Origin of the sequence: Gordonia sihwensis NBRC 108236 (assembly GCF_000333035.1) — a bacterium.
In the GTDB taxonomy this organism is placed as follows: domain Bacteria; phylum Actinomycetota; class Actinomycetes; order Mycobacteriales; family Mycobacteriaceae; genus Gordonia; species Gordonia sihwensis.
Genome location: NZ_BANU01000028.1, coordinates 1 through 15,392 on the forward strand (window position 1 = coordinate 1; position 15,392 = coordinate 15,392).

The window sequence follows — 15,392 nt, forward strand, 5'->3', positions numbered from 1 at the left end:
CCGCGTACACCGCGCCCACCACGGGCACCGACCGCAGGAGCCCGACGCCGGCGAGCACCGCGCCGAGCAACCGGAACCGCCCCGCCCCCTGAAGCAGCCCCTGGCCGCCAGAGACAACCGCGAGCGGTGCGGCACCGGCGAGCGCTGCCGCGGTGGGTCCGAGATCGGTGTGCGCGATCCGCATCATCGCGGCCACCGCGAACACCGACACCAGGGCGACGACGCCGAAGACCACGCCGATCAGCGCCCACAGCCGCCGCGACGGCGTCCCCCGCACCACCTCGCGCGCCACCACCGCCTGCAGAGCCAGCGCCGGCACCGAGGCGATGAGCATGGCCGCGTTGAGAACCGAGAACTCGCCGAAGGCGTCCGGCCCCAGCACCCGGCTCGCCGGAACCTGCACCACGTACGCCAGCAGATTGGCCAGGAGAGAACCCGCGGTGACCCAGCCGACCGACCGCACGGTGGACCCGCGGCGGGGCGTGGCGGCGTCGACCATGCTGACCAGTGTGCCCGGCCGCTGCGCGATAGACTGCATCGGCAGTATCCGTAGCTGATCGAGACGAGCGCTAAGAGTCGATGTACGACACCGAACCATTCAACGAGCCCGACCCCTCCGATGTCGGGTCCCGCATCGACCCGGTACTGGCCCGCAGTTGGCTCCTGGTGAACGGGGCGCAGTACGACCGGTTCGAGGCCGCCTCGCGCTCCCGCGCCGACATCGTCATCCTCGACATCGAGGACGCCGTCGCACCGAAAGACAAGGACTCCGCCCGCGACAACGTGGTCCGCTGGCTCGCCGACGGTCACTCCGACTGGGTTCGCATCAACGGCTTCGGAACCCCGTGGTGGGCGGCGGATCTCGCCGCGCTGGCCGGGACGTCCATCGGCGGGATCATGCTGGCGATGGTGGAATCGGTCGATCACGTGACCGAGACGGCCCAGCGTGTCCCGGGCGTGCCGATCGTCGCGCTGGTCGAGACCGCCCGGGGCCTGGAACGGATCAACGAGATCGCCTCGGCCAAGGGCACCTTCCGCCTGGCGTTCGGCATCGGCGACTTCCGCCGCGACACCGGTTTCGGTGAGCAGCCGACCACGCTGGCCTATGCGCGGTCACGGTTCACCATCGCGGCCAAGGCCGCCAACCTGCCGTCGGCCATCGACGGCCCGACCGTCGGTTCCAGCGCCCTGAAGCTGTCGGAGGCGACGGCCGTCAGCGCGGAGTTCGGGATGACGGGCAAGATCTGCCTCACCCCCGACCAGTGCGCGTCGGTCAACGAGGGGCTGTCGCCGTCGCACGACGAGATCAAGTGGGCGCGTGAGTTCTTCACCGAGTTCGAGGCGGACGGCGGCGAGATCCGCAACGGCTCCGACCTGCCTCGGATCGCCCGTGCCACCAAGATTCTGGAACTGGCCCGCGCATACGAGATCGTCCCGAGCGACTACGGGATCAACGACCACATGCCCGCACCGACCGACACGTACCACTTCTGATCCGACGGCAGTGCGGTGACCGCCACCTCCACGCGCACGCCCGCGCAGACCGGGGCGGCGGTCTACGCGGTCAGCGCTCTGCTCACCGCCCTGATCTGCGCGCCCCTGGTCGGGAACCACCTGCTCTACCGGGACGCGGTCGCGACTCCGCAGTCGCCGCTGACGGCCGCCGCGCTCGGCATCGACGGCACGGCGCCGCGAGCGGTCCCGCAGGACGCGCTGCTCGCCCTCGGCTCGCGTCTCGTGGACGGCGGCCTCCTGGTGGCCGGCCTGACGATCCTGGCCGTCTTCGCGGCCGGAGCGGGCTACGGGCGGCTGGCCCGCAGGCTCGTCCCGCGCGCCGCCACCGCCGGTGCGGTGGCCGCCGCCGTCGTCGGGATCTGGAATCCCTACGTGGCAGAGCGCCTGCTGCAAGGGCATTGGAGTCTGCTGGCCGGCTACGCCGCCCTCGGGTGGACGGTGTGCGCGGTGCTCGACCTGGCCGACGGCCGGCGGTCGTGGCGCCAATGGGCCGGTCTCGCCGGGATATTCGCGGCAGCCGGCCTGACGCCCACCGGTTCGCTTCTGGCCGGGATCGTGGCGGTGGCCACCGCGGCGGCGGTGCGGCTGCCGATCCGGACGGCGGGACTCGCCGCGGGATGCTGGCTCATCACCGCCTCTCCCTGGCTGGTGGCCTCCGCGGTCGCGTCGGACGTCGGGTCCTCCGGCGGCGCCGCGGTGTTCGCGCTGCGTGCCGAGCCGGGGCTCGGGCTGCTCGGCACCGCCCTCGGGCTCGGCGGCATCTGGAACGCCGACGCCGTCCCCGCCAGCCGCACCACCCCCTGGGCCCTGGTCGCGACACTGATGCTGCTGGCGGTGGTGGCGGTCGGCACCGGCGCCCTGGTCCGGATGCGCCGGGAACTGAGCCCCGCGGTCGCCGGGCAGGCACTCCTGGCGGCGGTCGCGATCGCGGCGGTGGTGGTCGCTGCGACACCGCCCGGACTGGCGGTGATGGACGTCCTGTTGGCGCATGTGCCCGGTGCCGGGCTGCTGCGCGACACGCAGAAATACCTCGCGCTCGCCGTCCCGTTCGTCGCGGTCGCGGCGGCGGCCGCCGTGACCGCACTGCGCGCACTCGTACCGGCCGGCTTCGCCGCAGCGGCGGTGATCGCACTGATCGTGGCACCGCTCCCCGACCTCGCCTGGGGTGTGGGCGGCAAGATCCGGCCGGTGATCTACCCCGACGACTATGCCCGGGTGACGGCGCTCGTCGGCCACGACACGGACGGCGCCCGCGGCTCAGTGGCCCTGTGGCCCGGCGACGCCGTGCGACGGCTGTCGTGGGCCCGGGGGCCGTCGCTGTCTCCGCTCCCGCGCATGCTGGACGCACCGGTGATCGGTTCGGGCGAATTGACCGTGGACGGGACGACGGTGGACTCCCCCACCGGCCGGACGGCGCAGGTCCTCGACGTTCTCCGAGACGGAGGCGACCCGCAGCGGTTGGCACGGCTCGGCGTCGGCTGGGTGGTGGCCGAGGAGTCGGACCCGCCCGCCCGGCTGGCCGCAACCGCTCCGGCCTACTCGGGCGAGCATCTGACCGTGTACCGGATTCCCGGTGCCGTGGCCGCGCCCGTTCCGGCGACCGCCGCGCGGGCGGCGGCATTCGCGGCCCTGGTCCTCTGGATCTGTTCGGTGGCCGCCGGTCTCGCCGCGGCCGTCGTCCGTCGAAGGGCCCCGGAGACCGAGGAAGACGAAGCGGCTCAACGGAAGTGACGCGGCGAGCACGCCGCAGAAACACGCCAGTGCGCCACCCTCGCGTTCGGATCGAGCGCGGGGGTCGCGCACTGGCGTCGGTGCACCCGGTCCGGCACGTCGCTGAAGCACCCCTCGGTCAGTCGGCGGAAATCCTCCGTGTCCCAGCCGATGTCGCAGCTCCAGTTGTCGTGTCCGGCTAAACCGGTCCACCGGTATGTAACCGTATACTCTGAAGTAATATCGCGCAAGCGCGCTCGGTTACCATATGTGCCGAATACGACCACATCAGAGCGCATTTCTCATACACCGAGGGGGCGGCGATGGCCCAGCAGGCCAGGGCTGTGGAGACACGTCGTCAGATCGTGGTCGCCGCCGCGAATCTCTTCAGTCGCGTCGGCTACGAACGGGCGCGACTGAACGACATCGTCGGCGAATCCGGCCTCACCCGCGGCGCGATCTACTTCCACTTCCAGTCGAAGGACGACCTCGCGGCGATCGTCGTCGACGAATTCCAGGCCACCTCGATGAGGGCGGTCGGAACCATCGCGCAGACCGACACCTACGGCATGCGACAGCTCGTGATGCTGTGCCGGGAGATGGGCCGCCTGCTGGTGGACGACCCGGTGGTCCGCGCGGGCATCCGCCTCATCATCGAACTGCATTCCGGCGAGGCCCCGATCCCCGTGTACCTCGCGTGGATCGAAGCGATCAAGTACTTCGTCACGAAGGCCGTCGAAGACGGCGACGTGCCGCCGGACACCGACGCCGAGGAGGCCGCCGTATTCGTCACCGAGTCGTTCGTCGGCGCCCACGTCCTCTCCTACGCTGTGTCGGGCCACGACGATCTGCCCGCACGCATCGACCGGCTCGCCGACTACCTGGTGACGGCGCTGATGCCCGACGAACGCATCGCCGCGCGCTCCGATCTGCTCGGGGCACGCTGGACTCCGCAGACCGAACCCGGCGCCTGAGTCAGCCGCACACCTCGTCGAAGACCGCCGCGAACCCGTCCGCGGTTCCCGCCCAGGAGAACTGCTCTGCACGGTCCCGTGCGGCCTCCCCCAACGCGCGCCGCCGATCCGGGTCGGCCGCGAGGGCCGCGGCGGCCCGGGCGAGTTGGACGGCGTCGTCCACCAACACGCCGGTGACCCCGTCGACGATGGAGTCGGCCAGCCCCGCCGAACTGCGATAGCCGATCGTCGGAACCGCGTGCTGTGCGGCTTCGATCACCGCCAGCCCCCATCCCTCCTTCCGCGACGGCATCAGATGGACGTCGGCGGCGGCGAGCAACTCGTGCTTGCGCCGATCGCTCACGTGCCCGTGAAAGCTGACCTGGTCGACGACTCCCAGAGACTGCGCCTGCGCGCGCAGCCGGCCCGCCCACCATCCGTCCCCGACGACGTCCAGGTGCACGTCCGCGCCCGCGGCGGACAGCGTGGCCACCACCTCGAGCGCGTCCTCGATCTGCTTGTGCGGCACCAGCCTCGAGACGGCGATCAGGCGGAGACCGCCCGACCGCCCGGTCACATCGATACCGTTCGGCACCGGGTCGACTCCGCCGCGCACGACGGTGATGCGGTGCCGGTCCACACCGAGACCGGTGAGTTCGGTCGCGGATGGTTCGGAGACCGTGATGTAGCGGTTCCGGCGGTGGATCCGCGGCGCGATCCTCGACTCGATCCACCAACCCACCCGGGCCAGGACCGGCCCCGCCACCGGCCACTGCTCCCGATGACAGTGGTGGACCAGGACCACGGTCGGCGCGGGAGCGACGAGGCGCGCGAAGAAGGGAACGCCGTTCTGGGTGTCGACGACGACGTCGGGCCGATACCCGGCCAGCCGTCCCCGTCCCCAGCGGGCCGCGGCGACGGTGGCCAGAGCCCGCGGGTACACGGTGAGCCGACCGCCCGCGCGGACGATGCGCACCCCGTCGACCGTCTGCTTCCTCGCAGCACCGGGATAGTGGGCGGTGAGCAGGGTGACGCGCGAACCCCGGGCGGCGAACTCGGCGCCCACGCGTTCGAGGTAGCGTTCGCTGCCCCCGCCCTGGGGATGGCCGGTGTCACGCCAGCACAGCAGCAGGACATCGGTCGGGACGCTCATTCGTTCCAGCGTATGCGAACCTGGCTGCATGCCGCGTTCCCGGTTCCCCGCTCCCGCCGCCGCCTTCGGTCGGCACGCCACGATCCGTCGTTCGGTGCGGCTCCTCGACGCCTTCCGGTACGAGCAGTCCGACCCGGCCCGGTTCTATTCGGCGCTCGCACACGACACCGCCGTGATGATCGACTCTCTCCACCCCGGCCCGCTGCGGGGCGCCACCGTGCTCGACGTCGGGGGCGGGCCCGGGTTCTTCGCCGACGCCTTCCGCGATCGCGGTGCCGCCTATCTGTCGGTGGAACCGGACGCGGGAGAGATGGCGGCCGCCGGGATCGACCAACGGTCGGCGGTCCGCGCGCAGGGCGAGCATCTCCCGTTCCGGACCGGAAGCGTCGATGTCTGCTACTCGTCGAACGTCGCCGAGCACACTCGGACCCCGTGGGCGATGGCCGACGAGATGGTCCGGGTCACCCGGCCGGGCGGAACGATCGTCCTCAGCTACACCCTCTGGTGGGGTCCGTTCGGCGGCCACGAGATGGGACTGACTCACTACCTCGGCGGCCACCGCGCCGCGCGCTGGTACACGCGGCGCACCGGTCACCTGCCGAAGAACCTCTACGGAGTGTCGCTGTTTCCGATCACCGCTGCCGCGGGACTGCGCTGGGCACGATCCACAGCCGACGCCGAACTGCTGGCCGCCATTCCGCGCTATCTCCCCAGGTTCGCATGGCCAGTTGTGCACATCCCCGTGGTCCGCGAGGCGGCAGCGACCAACCTGGTCCTCGTGCTCCGGAAAAACTGAGGTCAGGGGCGGTTTCGGGACACGCTTCCCACACCTGAATCCATCCACAATGTGGAAATTACATGTGTGTAATTCATGCACATTGTGGATGAAGGTTGTGGATAACTGTGGATAACATATCCCGAACAGGTGTTTGAGCACAATACGAAACGAGGCACGCCGCGTAACGCGGCGTGCCTCGCAGGCAGACGGACCGGTCTAGCGCGGCAACCGTCCCGCGCAGCGGAGCGGACCGCCGCGGCTGGTGCTCGACGAGATCATGTCGTCGCCCTGCAGAATCGTGCACGTGACCGGACCGCGCACCACGATCGCTGTCATCTCGACCTCGCGGTCGGGCACGACCGTCTTGGCCGACCACGGAGTCCCCGTCGCGGCGACCACCACCCGACCGCCGGAATCGCGATAGGCCAGAGCCACCACGTCGCCGTCTCCGGTGAGCTGATAGGTGACCGAGCCGGGCTCCACCCGCGGGGTGGTCCGGGTCGGCGTCGGCTTCGGCGACGAGATCGTCTCACTCTCCTCGCTGGTGGTCGTGACGGTGGTCGGCGTCGCCGAGGGCCGGTCGGTTCCCGAGTTCGGCGAACCCGACCGGAACACGAGGAAACCGACGGCCGCCAGGACGATCACCGCGAGGACGACGATCAACGACAGGACCACCGTGCGGCCGCGGCCCGAGGGCGAGGGGCTAGTCATGCCGACCACCGTATACCCGGTGCGAGAAGCCCCTCATTCTGCGGTGATGGCCTCGAGCGGGCGGGTGCGAGCGGCGGTCACCGCAGGCCACAGCGCTGCGATCACCCCGACCACCGCGGCTCCGACCAGCGTCCCGCCGATCAGCGCCCACGGGATCACCACGCCTTCCAGACCCCAGTACGCCAGCGTCCGCACCAGCGGGATGCCGATCGCGAGACCCAGCACGGTGCCCAGCAGCGCCCCGAACACCGCGATGTACGTCGACTCGAGGTAGATCGTGCGGCGCACCTGCGCCCGGCTCATGCCCACCGCACGCAGCATGCCGATCTCCTGTCTGCGCTCCACCACCGACAGCGCGAGCGTGTTCACGATGCCGAGCACCGCGATCACCAGTGACAGGGCCAGCAGCGCGTACAGCGTCGCCATCATCTGGTCGATCTGCGAGGAGATCGAGTTCTTGAACTGATCGCGATCCTGCACCTGGGCGGTGAGGTACTCAGCGGTGGCGTCCTCGAGTTGCTTACGCAGGTCGGCCGCCCTCACCCCGGGCTTCGCGGTCACCAGCACCGGGCCCGCGATCCGCTTCATCGCGACCGGCATGAGCTGCTCGTACGTCGGCCAGCCCACCATCGACGACGCGATCGCCTGGTTGTCCTCGAAGATCCCCGTCACCTCGGTGGCGACCTCGTCGCCGGTACCGCTGGTGAAGGTGACCGTCTGCCCCAGTTTCCAACCGTTGTCGCGCGCTTGCGAGGAACTGATGAGGAGCCCGTCGTCCGGCAGATCCAGGCTGCCCTCGAGCACGTTGATGGACGCGACGTCACCGATCGAACCACCGTACGGGGAGGTCACGTAGGTGTCCTTCCCGTCGTAGCGGGCCTCGCCGTATGCCTGCGCGACCACCTTGTCCGCTCCCGGAGCCTCCTTGACCGCGTCCACCACCGAGAGCGGCAGCGGCATGTTGTTGGTGCCGGTGACGATGAAGTCGGCGCGGATGCCCTTGTCGACCGACGAGTCGACGGTGCCCTTGAACGACCATCCGAGAGTGCCGATCACCACCACGAGCATCAGGCCGAGGGTGAGTGCGAACGCGGTGGCCGCGGTACGCCGGGGGTTGCGGACCGCGTTGGTCCTGGCCAGTTTGCCGACGGTGCCGAAGGGCTTCTGGAAGAGGGCGCCGAACGCGCCCACGACGGGCTGGGAGATGGCGGGTGCCCCCAGCACCACGGCGATCACCGCAAGGAGCGCCCCGATTCCGACGATGGTGGCCGAGCCGGCCCCCTCCCCGAGTCCGCCGATCACCAGCGCGATGACGCCGAGGACACCGAAGACGGCCGCCAGCAGGGTCCGGACGCGGAGCGAGCCGGCGCCGGGTTCCACGGTGCTCTCGCGCATGGCCTCCACCGGCGGGATGCGCGAGGCTCGGCGTGCCGGAATCCATGCGCTGAGCAGGGTGACGACGACTCCGACGAACACCGCGGAGATGATCGCGGCCGCGCCGACCTGGATGCCGTTGGACGGCAGGCCCTGCGATTGGGTGTACGCGAGCAGGCCTGCGGCGATCGCGACACCCAGCGCCAGACCGATCAGCCCGCCGATGACGCCGACGATCAGCGCTTCGAGCAGCACCGACCGGGAGACGTTCTCCCGGCTCGCGCCGATCGCGCGCAGCAGCGCGAGCTCACGGTTCCGCTGGGCGACGATCATCGAGAAGGTGTTGTAGATGATGAAGGTGCCGACCAGCAGGCCGATCGCGGCGAAAGCCAGCAGGATGGCCCGGAAGATCGTCAGGAACTGCTGGATGCTCTCCTTCTGGTCCTCGCGCACCTGTTCGCCGGTGCGGACCTTGTACAGCTGATCGAAGTCGGTCTTCCCCGATCGGGCGACCACGTCGGCCAGATGGGCGTGGACGGCGTCGCGCAGTTGGTCGTCGGACACCCCGGGACGGGCCGCGAGGTCGACGGTCGAGACGTACTTGCCATCCGAGAACAGCTTGGCGGCGGTCGCCTGGTCGAAGAGCACCCCGACATAACCGCCGGTGGACGACGGCATGTCGGTGAGACCGACCACGGTGACGTCCATCGGCGGGGCCAGCCCGGCTCCGACGACCACCTTCGTCCGGCTCCCGACCTTGAGCCCGCCCTTGTCGGCGGCCTGGGAGTTGACCGCGATCTCATCGGACTTCTCCGGTGCGCGGCCCTCGCTGAACTTCATGTCCTCGCCGACCGCCTCGTCGGGCGGGAGGTAGCTCATGCCGACGCTCGGCGCTCCGCCGGTCTGGACGGCCCGGCCGGACGAATCGGCGAGCGTCACCGGCCCGGAGTTCGAGGCGGCCACCCGTTCGATTCCGAGCTTCTGCTCGTTCTTCTTCAGATCGTCGACGATCGTCACGGGCACGCCGGGTGCTTCGTTGCCCGCCGCGGTGATCTCGACCGCGACTCCCTGCGCGACGTTGTCGAAGATCGAGTTGAAAGCGGTGGCCACGGTCGAGGTGAAGATGACCGCGCCCGCGACGAAGCTGGTGCCCAGCACCACCGAGAACACCGTCAGGATCAACCTGATCTTGTGAGACGCAAGGCTTCTCAGAGAAACCTTGCGCATGACGTTGGCAGCCATCGGTTCAGTTCACCTCGCCGGATCCGGCGGGACGCGTCGACTGCCCGTGGTCGTCCTGTCCCGGTGCCGAGTCGTCGAGATTGCGCATCACCTCGAAGACGTCGTCGGCGGACGGGCGCTGCAGTTCCCGGACGATCTGGCCGTCGGCCAGGAAGACGACGCGGTCGGCGTACGACGCCGCGCGCGGATCGTGGGTCACGATCACCACGGTCTGGTTGAACTCGTCGGTCGCGGCGCGCAGGATGGCGAGCACTTCACCGGACGAGCGGGAGTCGAGGTTGCCGGTGGGTTCGTCGCCGAAGATGATGTCCGGACGTCCGACGAGTGCGCGGGCGCAGGCCACGCGCTGCTGCTGGCCGCCGGAGAGTTCACTGGGACGGTGGTTCAGTCGCGGCCGGATGCCGAGGCGGTCGATCACCGTGTCGAACCACGGGCGGTCGACCTCGCGGCCGGCGATCCCCTGCGGCAGGGTGATGTTCTCCTCGGCCGTCAGCGTCGGCACCAGGTTGAACGCCTGGAAGACGAATCCGATGCGGTCGCGCCGCAACTTGGTCATCTCCTTGTCGGACAGACCGGCCAGACCGACGTCACCGATGTGCACCTCGCCCTCGGTGACCGTGTCGAGTCCGGCCAGGCAGTGCATCAGGGTCGACTTGCCGGAGCCCGACGGCCCCATGATCGCGGTGAACTCTCCCGCACGGAATCCGATTGACACGCCCCGAAGCGCGTGCACGGCGGTGTCGCCGCTGCCGTACGTCTTCACCACATCGTCCGCACGCGCCGCGATCATTGCATGCTTGCCTGCCGGTGCTGTTTCTGTCATGCAGACAAAGGTGTCAGAATTGCGCCGCCCGCGCATCAGGGACCACCCGGAATCACCGCCTCGCCCGACGATTCGCCGCGCGATCCGGACCTATCGGGCTTCGGCCTGCCGGGTTCCAGCGTAGTAGCGGCGCAGGAACTCGTCGCGGTACTCGACGTAGTCGCCTTCGTCGATCGCGCGCCGGGCGCGATCGACCAGGGTGATCGTGAACGAGAGGTTGTGCAGGGTCGCGAGCGTGGACGCCAGACCTTCCTTCGCCTTGAACAGATGGTGCAGGTAGGCACGGGTGTACTGCGTCGAGTAGTTGTCCAGCTCTTCATCGAGGGACCGGAAGTCGTTGCGGTACTTGGCATTCGTGATGTTGTACCGGCCGTCGAACGAGTAGATCGCACCGTTGCGCGCCACCCGGGTCGGCGAGACGCAGTCGAAGGTGTCGGCGCCGTTCTCGATGGCGGTGAAGATGTCGTCCGGCTCGCTGATCCCGAGCAGATGCCGCGGGGCGTCGTCCGGGAGCTCGTCGGTGACCCATCCGACGATGGTGCCGAGATTGGCCTTCTCCAGCGCGCCGCCGATGCCGTAACCGCCGAAACCCTTGCCGCCGTTCTCACGATCGATGCGGCTCAGCTCGACGAGGTCGCGAGTCGCCTTCCGCCGCAGGTCCTCGTACTGCGCCCCCTGCACCACACCCCACAGCGCCTGCTGCGGACGATGCGAGCGCTCGACGGAGAGCCGGTTGTGTTCGGCGAGGCACCGAATGGCCCACTGCCGAGTGCGTTCGAGTGACCGCTCCTGGTACCCGCGCGTATTCATCAGCGTGGTGAGCTCGTCGAAGGCGAAGATGATGTCGGCGCCGAGCCGGTGCTGGATCTGCATCGACACCTCGGGGGTGAACCGGTGCATCGACCCGTCGAGGTGCGATTTGAAGGTGACTCCGTCGTCGTCGACGTTGGCCAGCCGCTCCTTGCCGTCGGCGATCTTGTGGTCGTCCTGCTCGCCGACCAGGTCCATCGCGATGACCTTCTTGAAGCCCGCGCCCAGCGACATCACCTGGAAGCCGCCGCTGTCGGTGTACGTGGGTCCGGGCCAGTTCATGAACCGGCCGAGACCGCCGGCCTGATCGACGATCTCCGGCCCCGGCTGCAGATAGAGGTGATAGGCGTTGGCGAGCACGGCCTGCGCGCCGAGCGCGGCGACCGACTCCGGCAGGACCGTCTTGACGGTGGCCTTGGTTCCCACCGGGATGAACGCAGGGGTCTGGATCTCGCCGTGCGGTGTGGTGATGGTCCCGGTGCGCCCGGTGGTGCCTTCGAGGCGGGTTCGCGGAGCGAAGTGGCTGGTGGTCACGCAGGCCATCATCCCAGCCGTGCGCTCGGCCGCTCAAATTCGTTAGCGTTGTGCCCATGACTCGCACGATGAAACTGGCCGCGACCGCACTCCTCGTCTGTTCGATCGCCCTGGCCGCCACCGCCTGCGGTTCGGAGAACGAGGCGTCGTCCGGCGCCGACAAGTCCGGGGCCTCCGCGGTCACCGGTTCCAGCGACACCAGCGTCCCGGTGGTCGGCGGACCGAAGCCCCAGAGCACCGCCGCCACGGACGAGAGCACCGGCGAGGCGACGTCGTCGTCCGGGGACAAGACCTGCGGCCCCACCAAGGGGCCCGACGGCGCCCTCCAGATCCACATCGTCGCGGGCGACCTGTCGTGCTCGTCCGCCAAGGACATCGCGAAGCAGTACGGACCCCTGATCGCGACCGGCGCACCGCAGACCGTGTCGGGCTGGGACTGCGGACCGTCGACGACCGTCGGCGAACTCGCCCGCTGCACCAAGGGCGGCCAGGCCTTCGCGCTGATGCCCAACTGAGGCTCGCAGGCCAACACGCGCAGTCGAGCGCGCAGTAGACCGCTCAGTAAACGCGACATTCGGCGACAGAACCCCCGTCCGGGACGGGGGTTCTGTCGCCGAATGTCGCGTTTGTGTGTGGTGACGCGGTGCGACGCTCAGCCGAGCGCCTGCACCACTCGTTCGAGGGCGGCGACCCGGCTGCCCTTGACCAGCACGGCGTCGCCGCTGCGGAGTCCGCTCAGGGCGTCGACGGCGCCCTCGATGCCCGAGACGTGCGCCACGCCGTCGCCGTAGGCGGGCTCGTCCACCGCGATCACCGTCACGCCCAGTTCACGGGCCCGCTCGGCGACGGCGCGGTGGGCGGCGTCGCTGTCGTCTCCGAGTTCGGCCATCGTGCCGAGCACCGCGAACCGGCGTCCGGCCTCGACGCGCGCCAGTGCCGACAGGCCCGCCGCCATCGACGTCGGGTTGGCGTTGTAGGCGTCGTTGATGACGACGACTCCCGCGGCCGTGGTGCTCATCTCCATCCGCAGTCCGGACAGACCCGCGCGCAGCAGACCGTCGGCGATCCGCTCGACCGACACCCCCACGCCGCCGCCGGCAGCGGCCGCGGCCAGGGCGTTGCCGACCTGGTGCTCGCCGCGTGCCCCGAGCCGCACCGGCACGCTGCCCCACGGGCTGTGCAGAGTGAAGGCCGCACGCAACTGGTCGTCGAGCACGATGTCGGTGGCGCGCACGTCCGCGGCGGGATCGACACCGTAGGTCACGACCCGCGCGCTGGTCCGCGACGCCATCGCCGCGACCACCGGGTGGTCGGCATTGAGAACGGCGAGCCCGTCGGCAGGCAGAGCCTCGACGAGTTCACCCTTCGCCCGTGCCACATCCTCGATGCTGCCGAACATCTCCAGATGCACCGCCTCGACGCGGGTGAGCACTCCGACCGTCGGGGAGGCGATGGAGCACAGCTGTGCGATGTGACCGACACCGCGCGCGCCCATCTCCAGGACGACGGCCTCGGTGTCGTCGGGTGCGCCGAGCAGGGTCAGCGGCAGCCCGAGTTCGTTGTTGAACGACTTCTCGCTCGCGGCGGTGCGGAAGGTGGTCGACAGCACGCCGGCGAGCAGGTCCTTGGTCGACGTCTTGCCGACCGAGCCGGTGACGCCGACGACGCTGCCGGTGAGTCCGGCGCGGACGAAGCGACCGAGATCGGCGAGCGCCTCGGCGGTGTCCGCGACCTGGACGGCCGTCGCGGCGAGGGCCGGATCCGGCGTCCGATCGGTCAGATACACGGGAGCGCCGGCCTGCACCGCCGCCGGGATGTAGTCGTGGCCGTCACGCGCGGCGACGATCGGCACGAACAGCTGACCGGGCCGCGCGGACCGCGAGTCGATGCTCGCGGAATCGACCGTCACATCCGGTCCGTGAAGGGTGCCGCCGGTCGCGGCGGCGATCTGACTGGCGAGGAGATGCACGACAGACCACGGTACAAGCAAGCACGTATGGTTGCATCCATGAGCACCCCCCTCATCCGCCTGGTCGTCCTCTACGGCGGAGTGTCCGCCGAACACGACGTCTCCCGTGTGAGCGCCGCCCATGTACTGGCCGCCGCGGACCGCTCCAAGTACCGCCTGATCCCGGTCGGCATCGACAAGCGCGGCGGATGGCACCGCAACGACGCCGCGGCCGAAGCCCTGGCCGCCGGCGCGGAACTGCCGAACAGTCTCGACGTCGAAGGCCCCGAGGTGAATCCGCTTCAGGTGCTGGCCGGCCGTCCCGAAGACCTCACCGTGGTGTTCCCGCTGCTGCACGGGCCGCACGGCGAGGACGGCACCGTGCAGGGCATGCTCGAGCTGTTCAAGCTGCCGTACATCGGCTGCGGAGTGCTGGCATCGGCGGTCTGCATGGACAAGGCGATGGCGAAGGAGATCGCCGCTCGCGCGGGCATCCCGCAGTGCAAGTGGATCACCTTCCGCGACGGTGTGGACGACGCCCGCCAGGTGCTGGCCGACGCGACCGAGCAACTCGGTCTGCCGGTGTTCGTGAAGCCGGCGAACATGGGCTCGTCCGTCGGCGTCAGCCGCGCCGACTCGATCGAGGAACTCGACGCGGCGATCAACCACGCCCTCCGTTACGACGACGTGGTCGTCATCGAGGAGACGGTGACCGGCCGCGAGGTCGAGGTGGCCGTCCTCGGCAACGCTGCCCCCGACGCGTCCCTCCCCGGAGAGATCAAGCCCGGCAGTGACTTCTACGACTACGAGGACAAGTACGTCACCGGTGCCGCCGAGCTGATGATTCCCGCACCGCTGTCGGACGAGGCGATCGCGCAGGTGCGCGAGCTGGCCGCCGACGCCTTCGTGGCGTTGCGCTGCGCGGGTCTGGCGCGCGTCGACTTCTTCTACGAGGAGGACGGTCGCGGCTGGCTCCTCAACGAGGTCAACACGATTCCCGGTTTCACCCCCGCATCGATGTACCCCAAGATGTGGGAGGCCACCGGGATCACCTATCCCGACCTGATCGACCGCCTTGTGACGCTGGCGCTCGAAGTGCATCGCCGACGGAGCTCGTTCTCCACCGAGCACTGAGCGTCATCGGTCGGTGCCGATCACCTCACCGGTGGCGGCGTCGACGACCACTTCGGTGTCGTCGCCGGCTGTGCCGACGTTGATCTCGTACACCAGGCGGCCGTTCTCGCGATGGAGCTTCCACTCGGACACCGGTCCGGCGACTCGCGCCTGCGCGGCCCTCATGGCGCGATCGGGTTCGACGGTGACTTCACCCGCCTCGAACCGCTCCGCGCCGGCGTGGGCTGCGTCGTCGCCGTGGAGATCGTCGGTCGTCTTCGCGACCACGCCGCCGTTCGCGGCGTCGATCGTGATGTCGGATTCCTGTGTGCCGGAGGCCAGCTCGATCTCGTACGCGGTCCGGCCGTGCTCGGTCTCGAGCTTGACCGCGGTGGGCGACCCGGTGAACTGCGCGCCGGCGGTCCGCAGTGCGTCGCGCCAGGAGACGGCGGGCGCAGTCGCGGCGAGATCGACACCGCTTCGCGACGGCGCGGCCGACGCCGCCGACGACTGTGACCCGGCGGTCTGGGTGATCGTCTCGGTCTTCGTCTCCGGCGTCGCGTCGTCGGTTCCGCACCCGGCGAGCAGACCTGCGCCCGCGGCCAGTACCGCGGCTGCCGAGAGTCTGATGTTCAGCGCATGTGTGTTCAAGGCGTGTCCTCCCAGAAGAGAAGTCTCGTCACGTGACTCACACCGTACGGACATTCTCCGGGCCGGACATTGGAAAA

General features: G+C 69.7%; 13 protein-coding genes and 1 pseudogene. 6 read left to right on the plus strand and 8 right to left on the minus strand.

Annotated features, from left to right (window positions below; genetic code table 11):
- Positions 1–538: pseudogene (locus GSI01S_RS14945) on the minus strand (polysaccharide biosynthesis protein); the annotation flags it as partial.
- 41 nt (positions 539–579) lie between these two features.
- Here GSI01S_RS14945 and GSI01S_RS14950 point away from each other — a divergent pair.
- The 3 genes from GSI01S_RS14950 (at position 580) to GSI01S_RS14960 (ending at position 4,199) form a co-directional block, all read left to right on the plus strand.
- Complete coding sequence (locus GSI01S_RS14950) at positions 580–1,494, plus strand: HpcH/HpaI aldolase/citrate lyase family protein (protein WP_006897435.1); 915 nt, start codon at positions 580–582, stop codon at positions 1,492–1,494.
- Between the two features lie 15 nt (positions 1,495–1,509).
- Positions 1,510–3,246: an MmpA family trehalose lipid delivery protein gene (locus tag GSI01S_RS14955; protein ID WP_006897436.1), complete on the plus strand. Its 1,737-nt coding sequence runs from the start codon at positions 1,510–1,512 to the stop codon at positions 3,244–3,246.
- Between the two features lie 302 nt (positions 3,247–3,548).
- On the plus strand, positions 3,549–4,199 hold the full coding sequence (locus GSI01S_RS14960; RefSeq protein WP_006897438.1) for a ScbR family autoregulator-binding transcription factor: 651 nt from the start codon (positions 3,549–3,551) through the stop codon (positions 4,197–4,199).
- Between the two features lies 1 nt (position 4,200).
- On the opposite strand, the gene GSI01S_RS14965 is transcribed toward GSI01S_RS14960, so the two are convergent.
- Positions 4,201–5,331 carry a glycosyltransferase family 4 protein gene (locus GSI01S_RS14965; protein WP_039867800.1) on the minus strand — a complete coding sequence of 377 codons (1,131 nt, stop codon included), beginning with the start codon at positions 5,329–5,331 and terminating at the stop codon, positions 4,201–4,203.
- 28 nt (positions 5,332–5,359) lie between these two features.
- Between GSI01S_RS14965 and GSI01S_RS14970 the strand changes: the two genes are divergently transcribed.
- The gene (locus tag GSI01S_RS14970; RefSeq protein WP_006897440.1) at positions 5,360–6,127 is read left to right on the plus strand and encodes a class I SAM-dependent methyltransferase; all 768 of its coding nucleotides are present in this window, start codon (positions 5,360–5,362) and stop codon (positions 6,125–6,127) included.
- 198 nt (positions 6,128–6,325) lie between these two features.
- Here the strand turns inward: GSI01S_RS14970 and GSI01S_RS14975 are convergent, their stop codons facing one another.
- The 4 genes from GSI01S_RS14975 to tgt all read right to left on the minus strand — a co-directional run bounded on the left by GSI01S_RS14975 (position 6,326) and on the right by tgt (position 11,615).
- The gene (locus GSI01S_RS14975) at positions 6,326–6,820 is read right to left on the minus strand and encodes a hypothetical protein (protein WP_006897441.1); all 495 of its coding nucleotides are present in this window, start codon (positions 6,818–6,820) and stop codon (positions 6,326–6,328) included.
- A gap of 33 nt (positions 6,821–6,853) precedes the next feature.
- Positions 6,854–9,436, minus strand: coding sequence for an ABC transporter permease (locus tag GSI01S_RS14980; protein WP_006897442.1), 2,583 nt, complete (start codon positions 9,434–9,436; stop codon positions 6,854–6,856).
- A 4-nt stretch (positions 9,437–9,440) separates the two neighbouring features.
- Positions 9,441–10,259, minus strand: a complete 819-nt coding sequence (locus GSI01S_RS14985) for an ABC transporter ATP-binding protein (RefSeq protein ID WP_051999670.1) — start codon at positions 10,257–10,259, stop codon at positions 9,441–9,443.
- Between the two features lie 90 nt (positions 10,260–10,349).
- The gene (gene tgt, locus GSI01S_RS14990) at positions 10,350–11,615 is read right to left on the minus strand and encodes a tRNA guanosine(34) transglycosylase Tgt (protein ID WP_006897444.1); all 1,266 of its coding nucleotides are present in this window, start codon (positions 11,613–11,615) and stop codon (positions 10,350–10,352) included.
- A gap of 44 nt (positions 11,616–11,659) precedes the next feature.
- On the opposite strand from tgt, the gene GSI01S_RS14995 reads away from it, so the two are divergent.
- Positions 11,660–12,118, plus strand: coding sequence for a hypothetical protein (locus GSI01S_RS14995; RefSeq protein WP_006897445.1), 459 nt, complete (start codon positions 11,660–11,662; stop codon positions 12,116–12,118).
- A 137-nt stretch (positions 12,119–12,255) separates the two neighbouring features.
- Here the strand turns inward: GSI01S_RS14995 and GSI01S_RS15000 are convergent, their stop codons facing one another.
- Complete coding sequence (locus tag GSI01S_RS15000; protein ID WP_006897446.1) at positions 12,256–13,572, minus strand: UDP-N-acetylmuramoyl-tripeptide--D-alanyl-D-alanine ligase; 1,317 nt, start codon at positions 13,570–13,572, stop codon at positions 12,256–12,258.
- A gap of 39 nt (positions 13,573–13,611) precedes the next feature.
- Between GSI01S_RS15000 and GSI01S_RS15005 the strand changes: the two genes are divergently transcribed.
- On the plus strand, positions 13,612–14,685 hold the full coding sequence (locus GSI01S_RS15005; protein WP_006897447.1) for a D-alanine--D-alanine ligase family protein: 1,074 nt from the start codon (positions 13,612–13,614) through the stop codon (positions 14,683–14,685).
- Positions 14,686–14,688: 3 nt separating this feature from the next.
- On the opposite strand, the gene GSI01S_RS15010 is transcribed toward GSI01S_RS15005, so the two are convergent.
- On the minus strand, positions 14,689–15,315 hold the full coding sequence (locus tag GSI01S_RS15010) for a PepSY domain-containing protein (protein WP_006897448.1): 627 nt from the start codon (positions 15,313–15,315) through the stop codon (positions 14,689–14,691).
- Positions 15,316–15,392: the final 77 nt, after the last annotated feature.

Excerpts from the sequence above, each read along its gene's own strand:
- GSI01S_RS14950 (WP_006897435.1), top strand. The coding sequence starts at position 580 with ATGTACGACACCGAACCATTCAACGAGCCCGACCCCTCCGATGTCGGG.
- GSI01S_RS14960 (WP_006897438.1), top strand. The coding sequence starts at position 3,549 with ATGGCCCAGCAGGCCAGGGCTGTGGAGACACGTCGTCAGATCGTGGTC.
- GSI01S_RS14965 (WP_039867800.1), bottom strand. The coding sequence starts at position 5,331 with ATGAGCGTCCCGACCGATGTCCTGCTGCTGTGCTGGCGTGACACCGGC.
- GSI01S_RS14970 (WP_006897440.1), top strand. The coding sequence starts at position 5,360 with ATGCCGCGTTCCCGGTTCCCCGCTCCCGCCGCCGCCTTCGGTCGGCAC.
- GSI01S_RS14975 (WP_006897441.1), bottom strand. The coding sequence starts at position 6,820 with ATGACTAGCCCCTCGCCCTCGGGCCGCGGCCGCACGGTGGTCCTGTCG.
- GSI01S_RS14980 (WP_006897442.1), bottom strand. The coding sequence starts at position 9,436 with ATGGCTGCCAACGTCATGCGCAAGGTTTCTCTGAGAAGCCTTGCGTCT.
- GSI01S_RS14985 (WP_051999670.1), bottom strand. The coding sequence starts at position 10,259 with ATGACAGAAACAGCACCGGCAGGCAAGCATGCAATGATCGCGGCGCGT.
- tgt (WP_006897444.1), bottom strand. The coding sequence starts at position 11,615 with ATGATGGCCTGCGTGACCACCAGCCACTTCGCTCCGCGAACCCGCCTC.
- GSI01S_RS14995 (WP_006897445.1), top strand. The coding sequence starts at position 11,660 with ATGACTCGCACGATGAAACTGGCCGCGACCGCACTCCTCGTCTGTTCG.
- GSI01S_RS15005 (WP_006897447.1), top strand. The coding sequence starts at position 13,612 with ATGAGCACCCCCCTCATCCGCCTGGTCGTCCTCTACGGCGGAGTGTCC.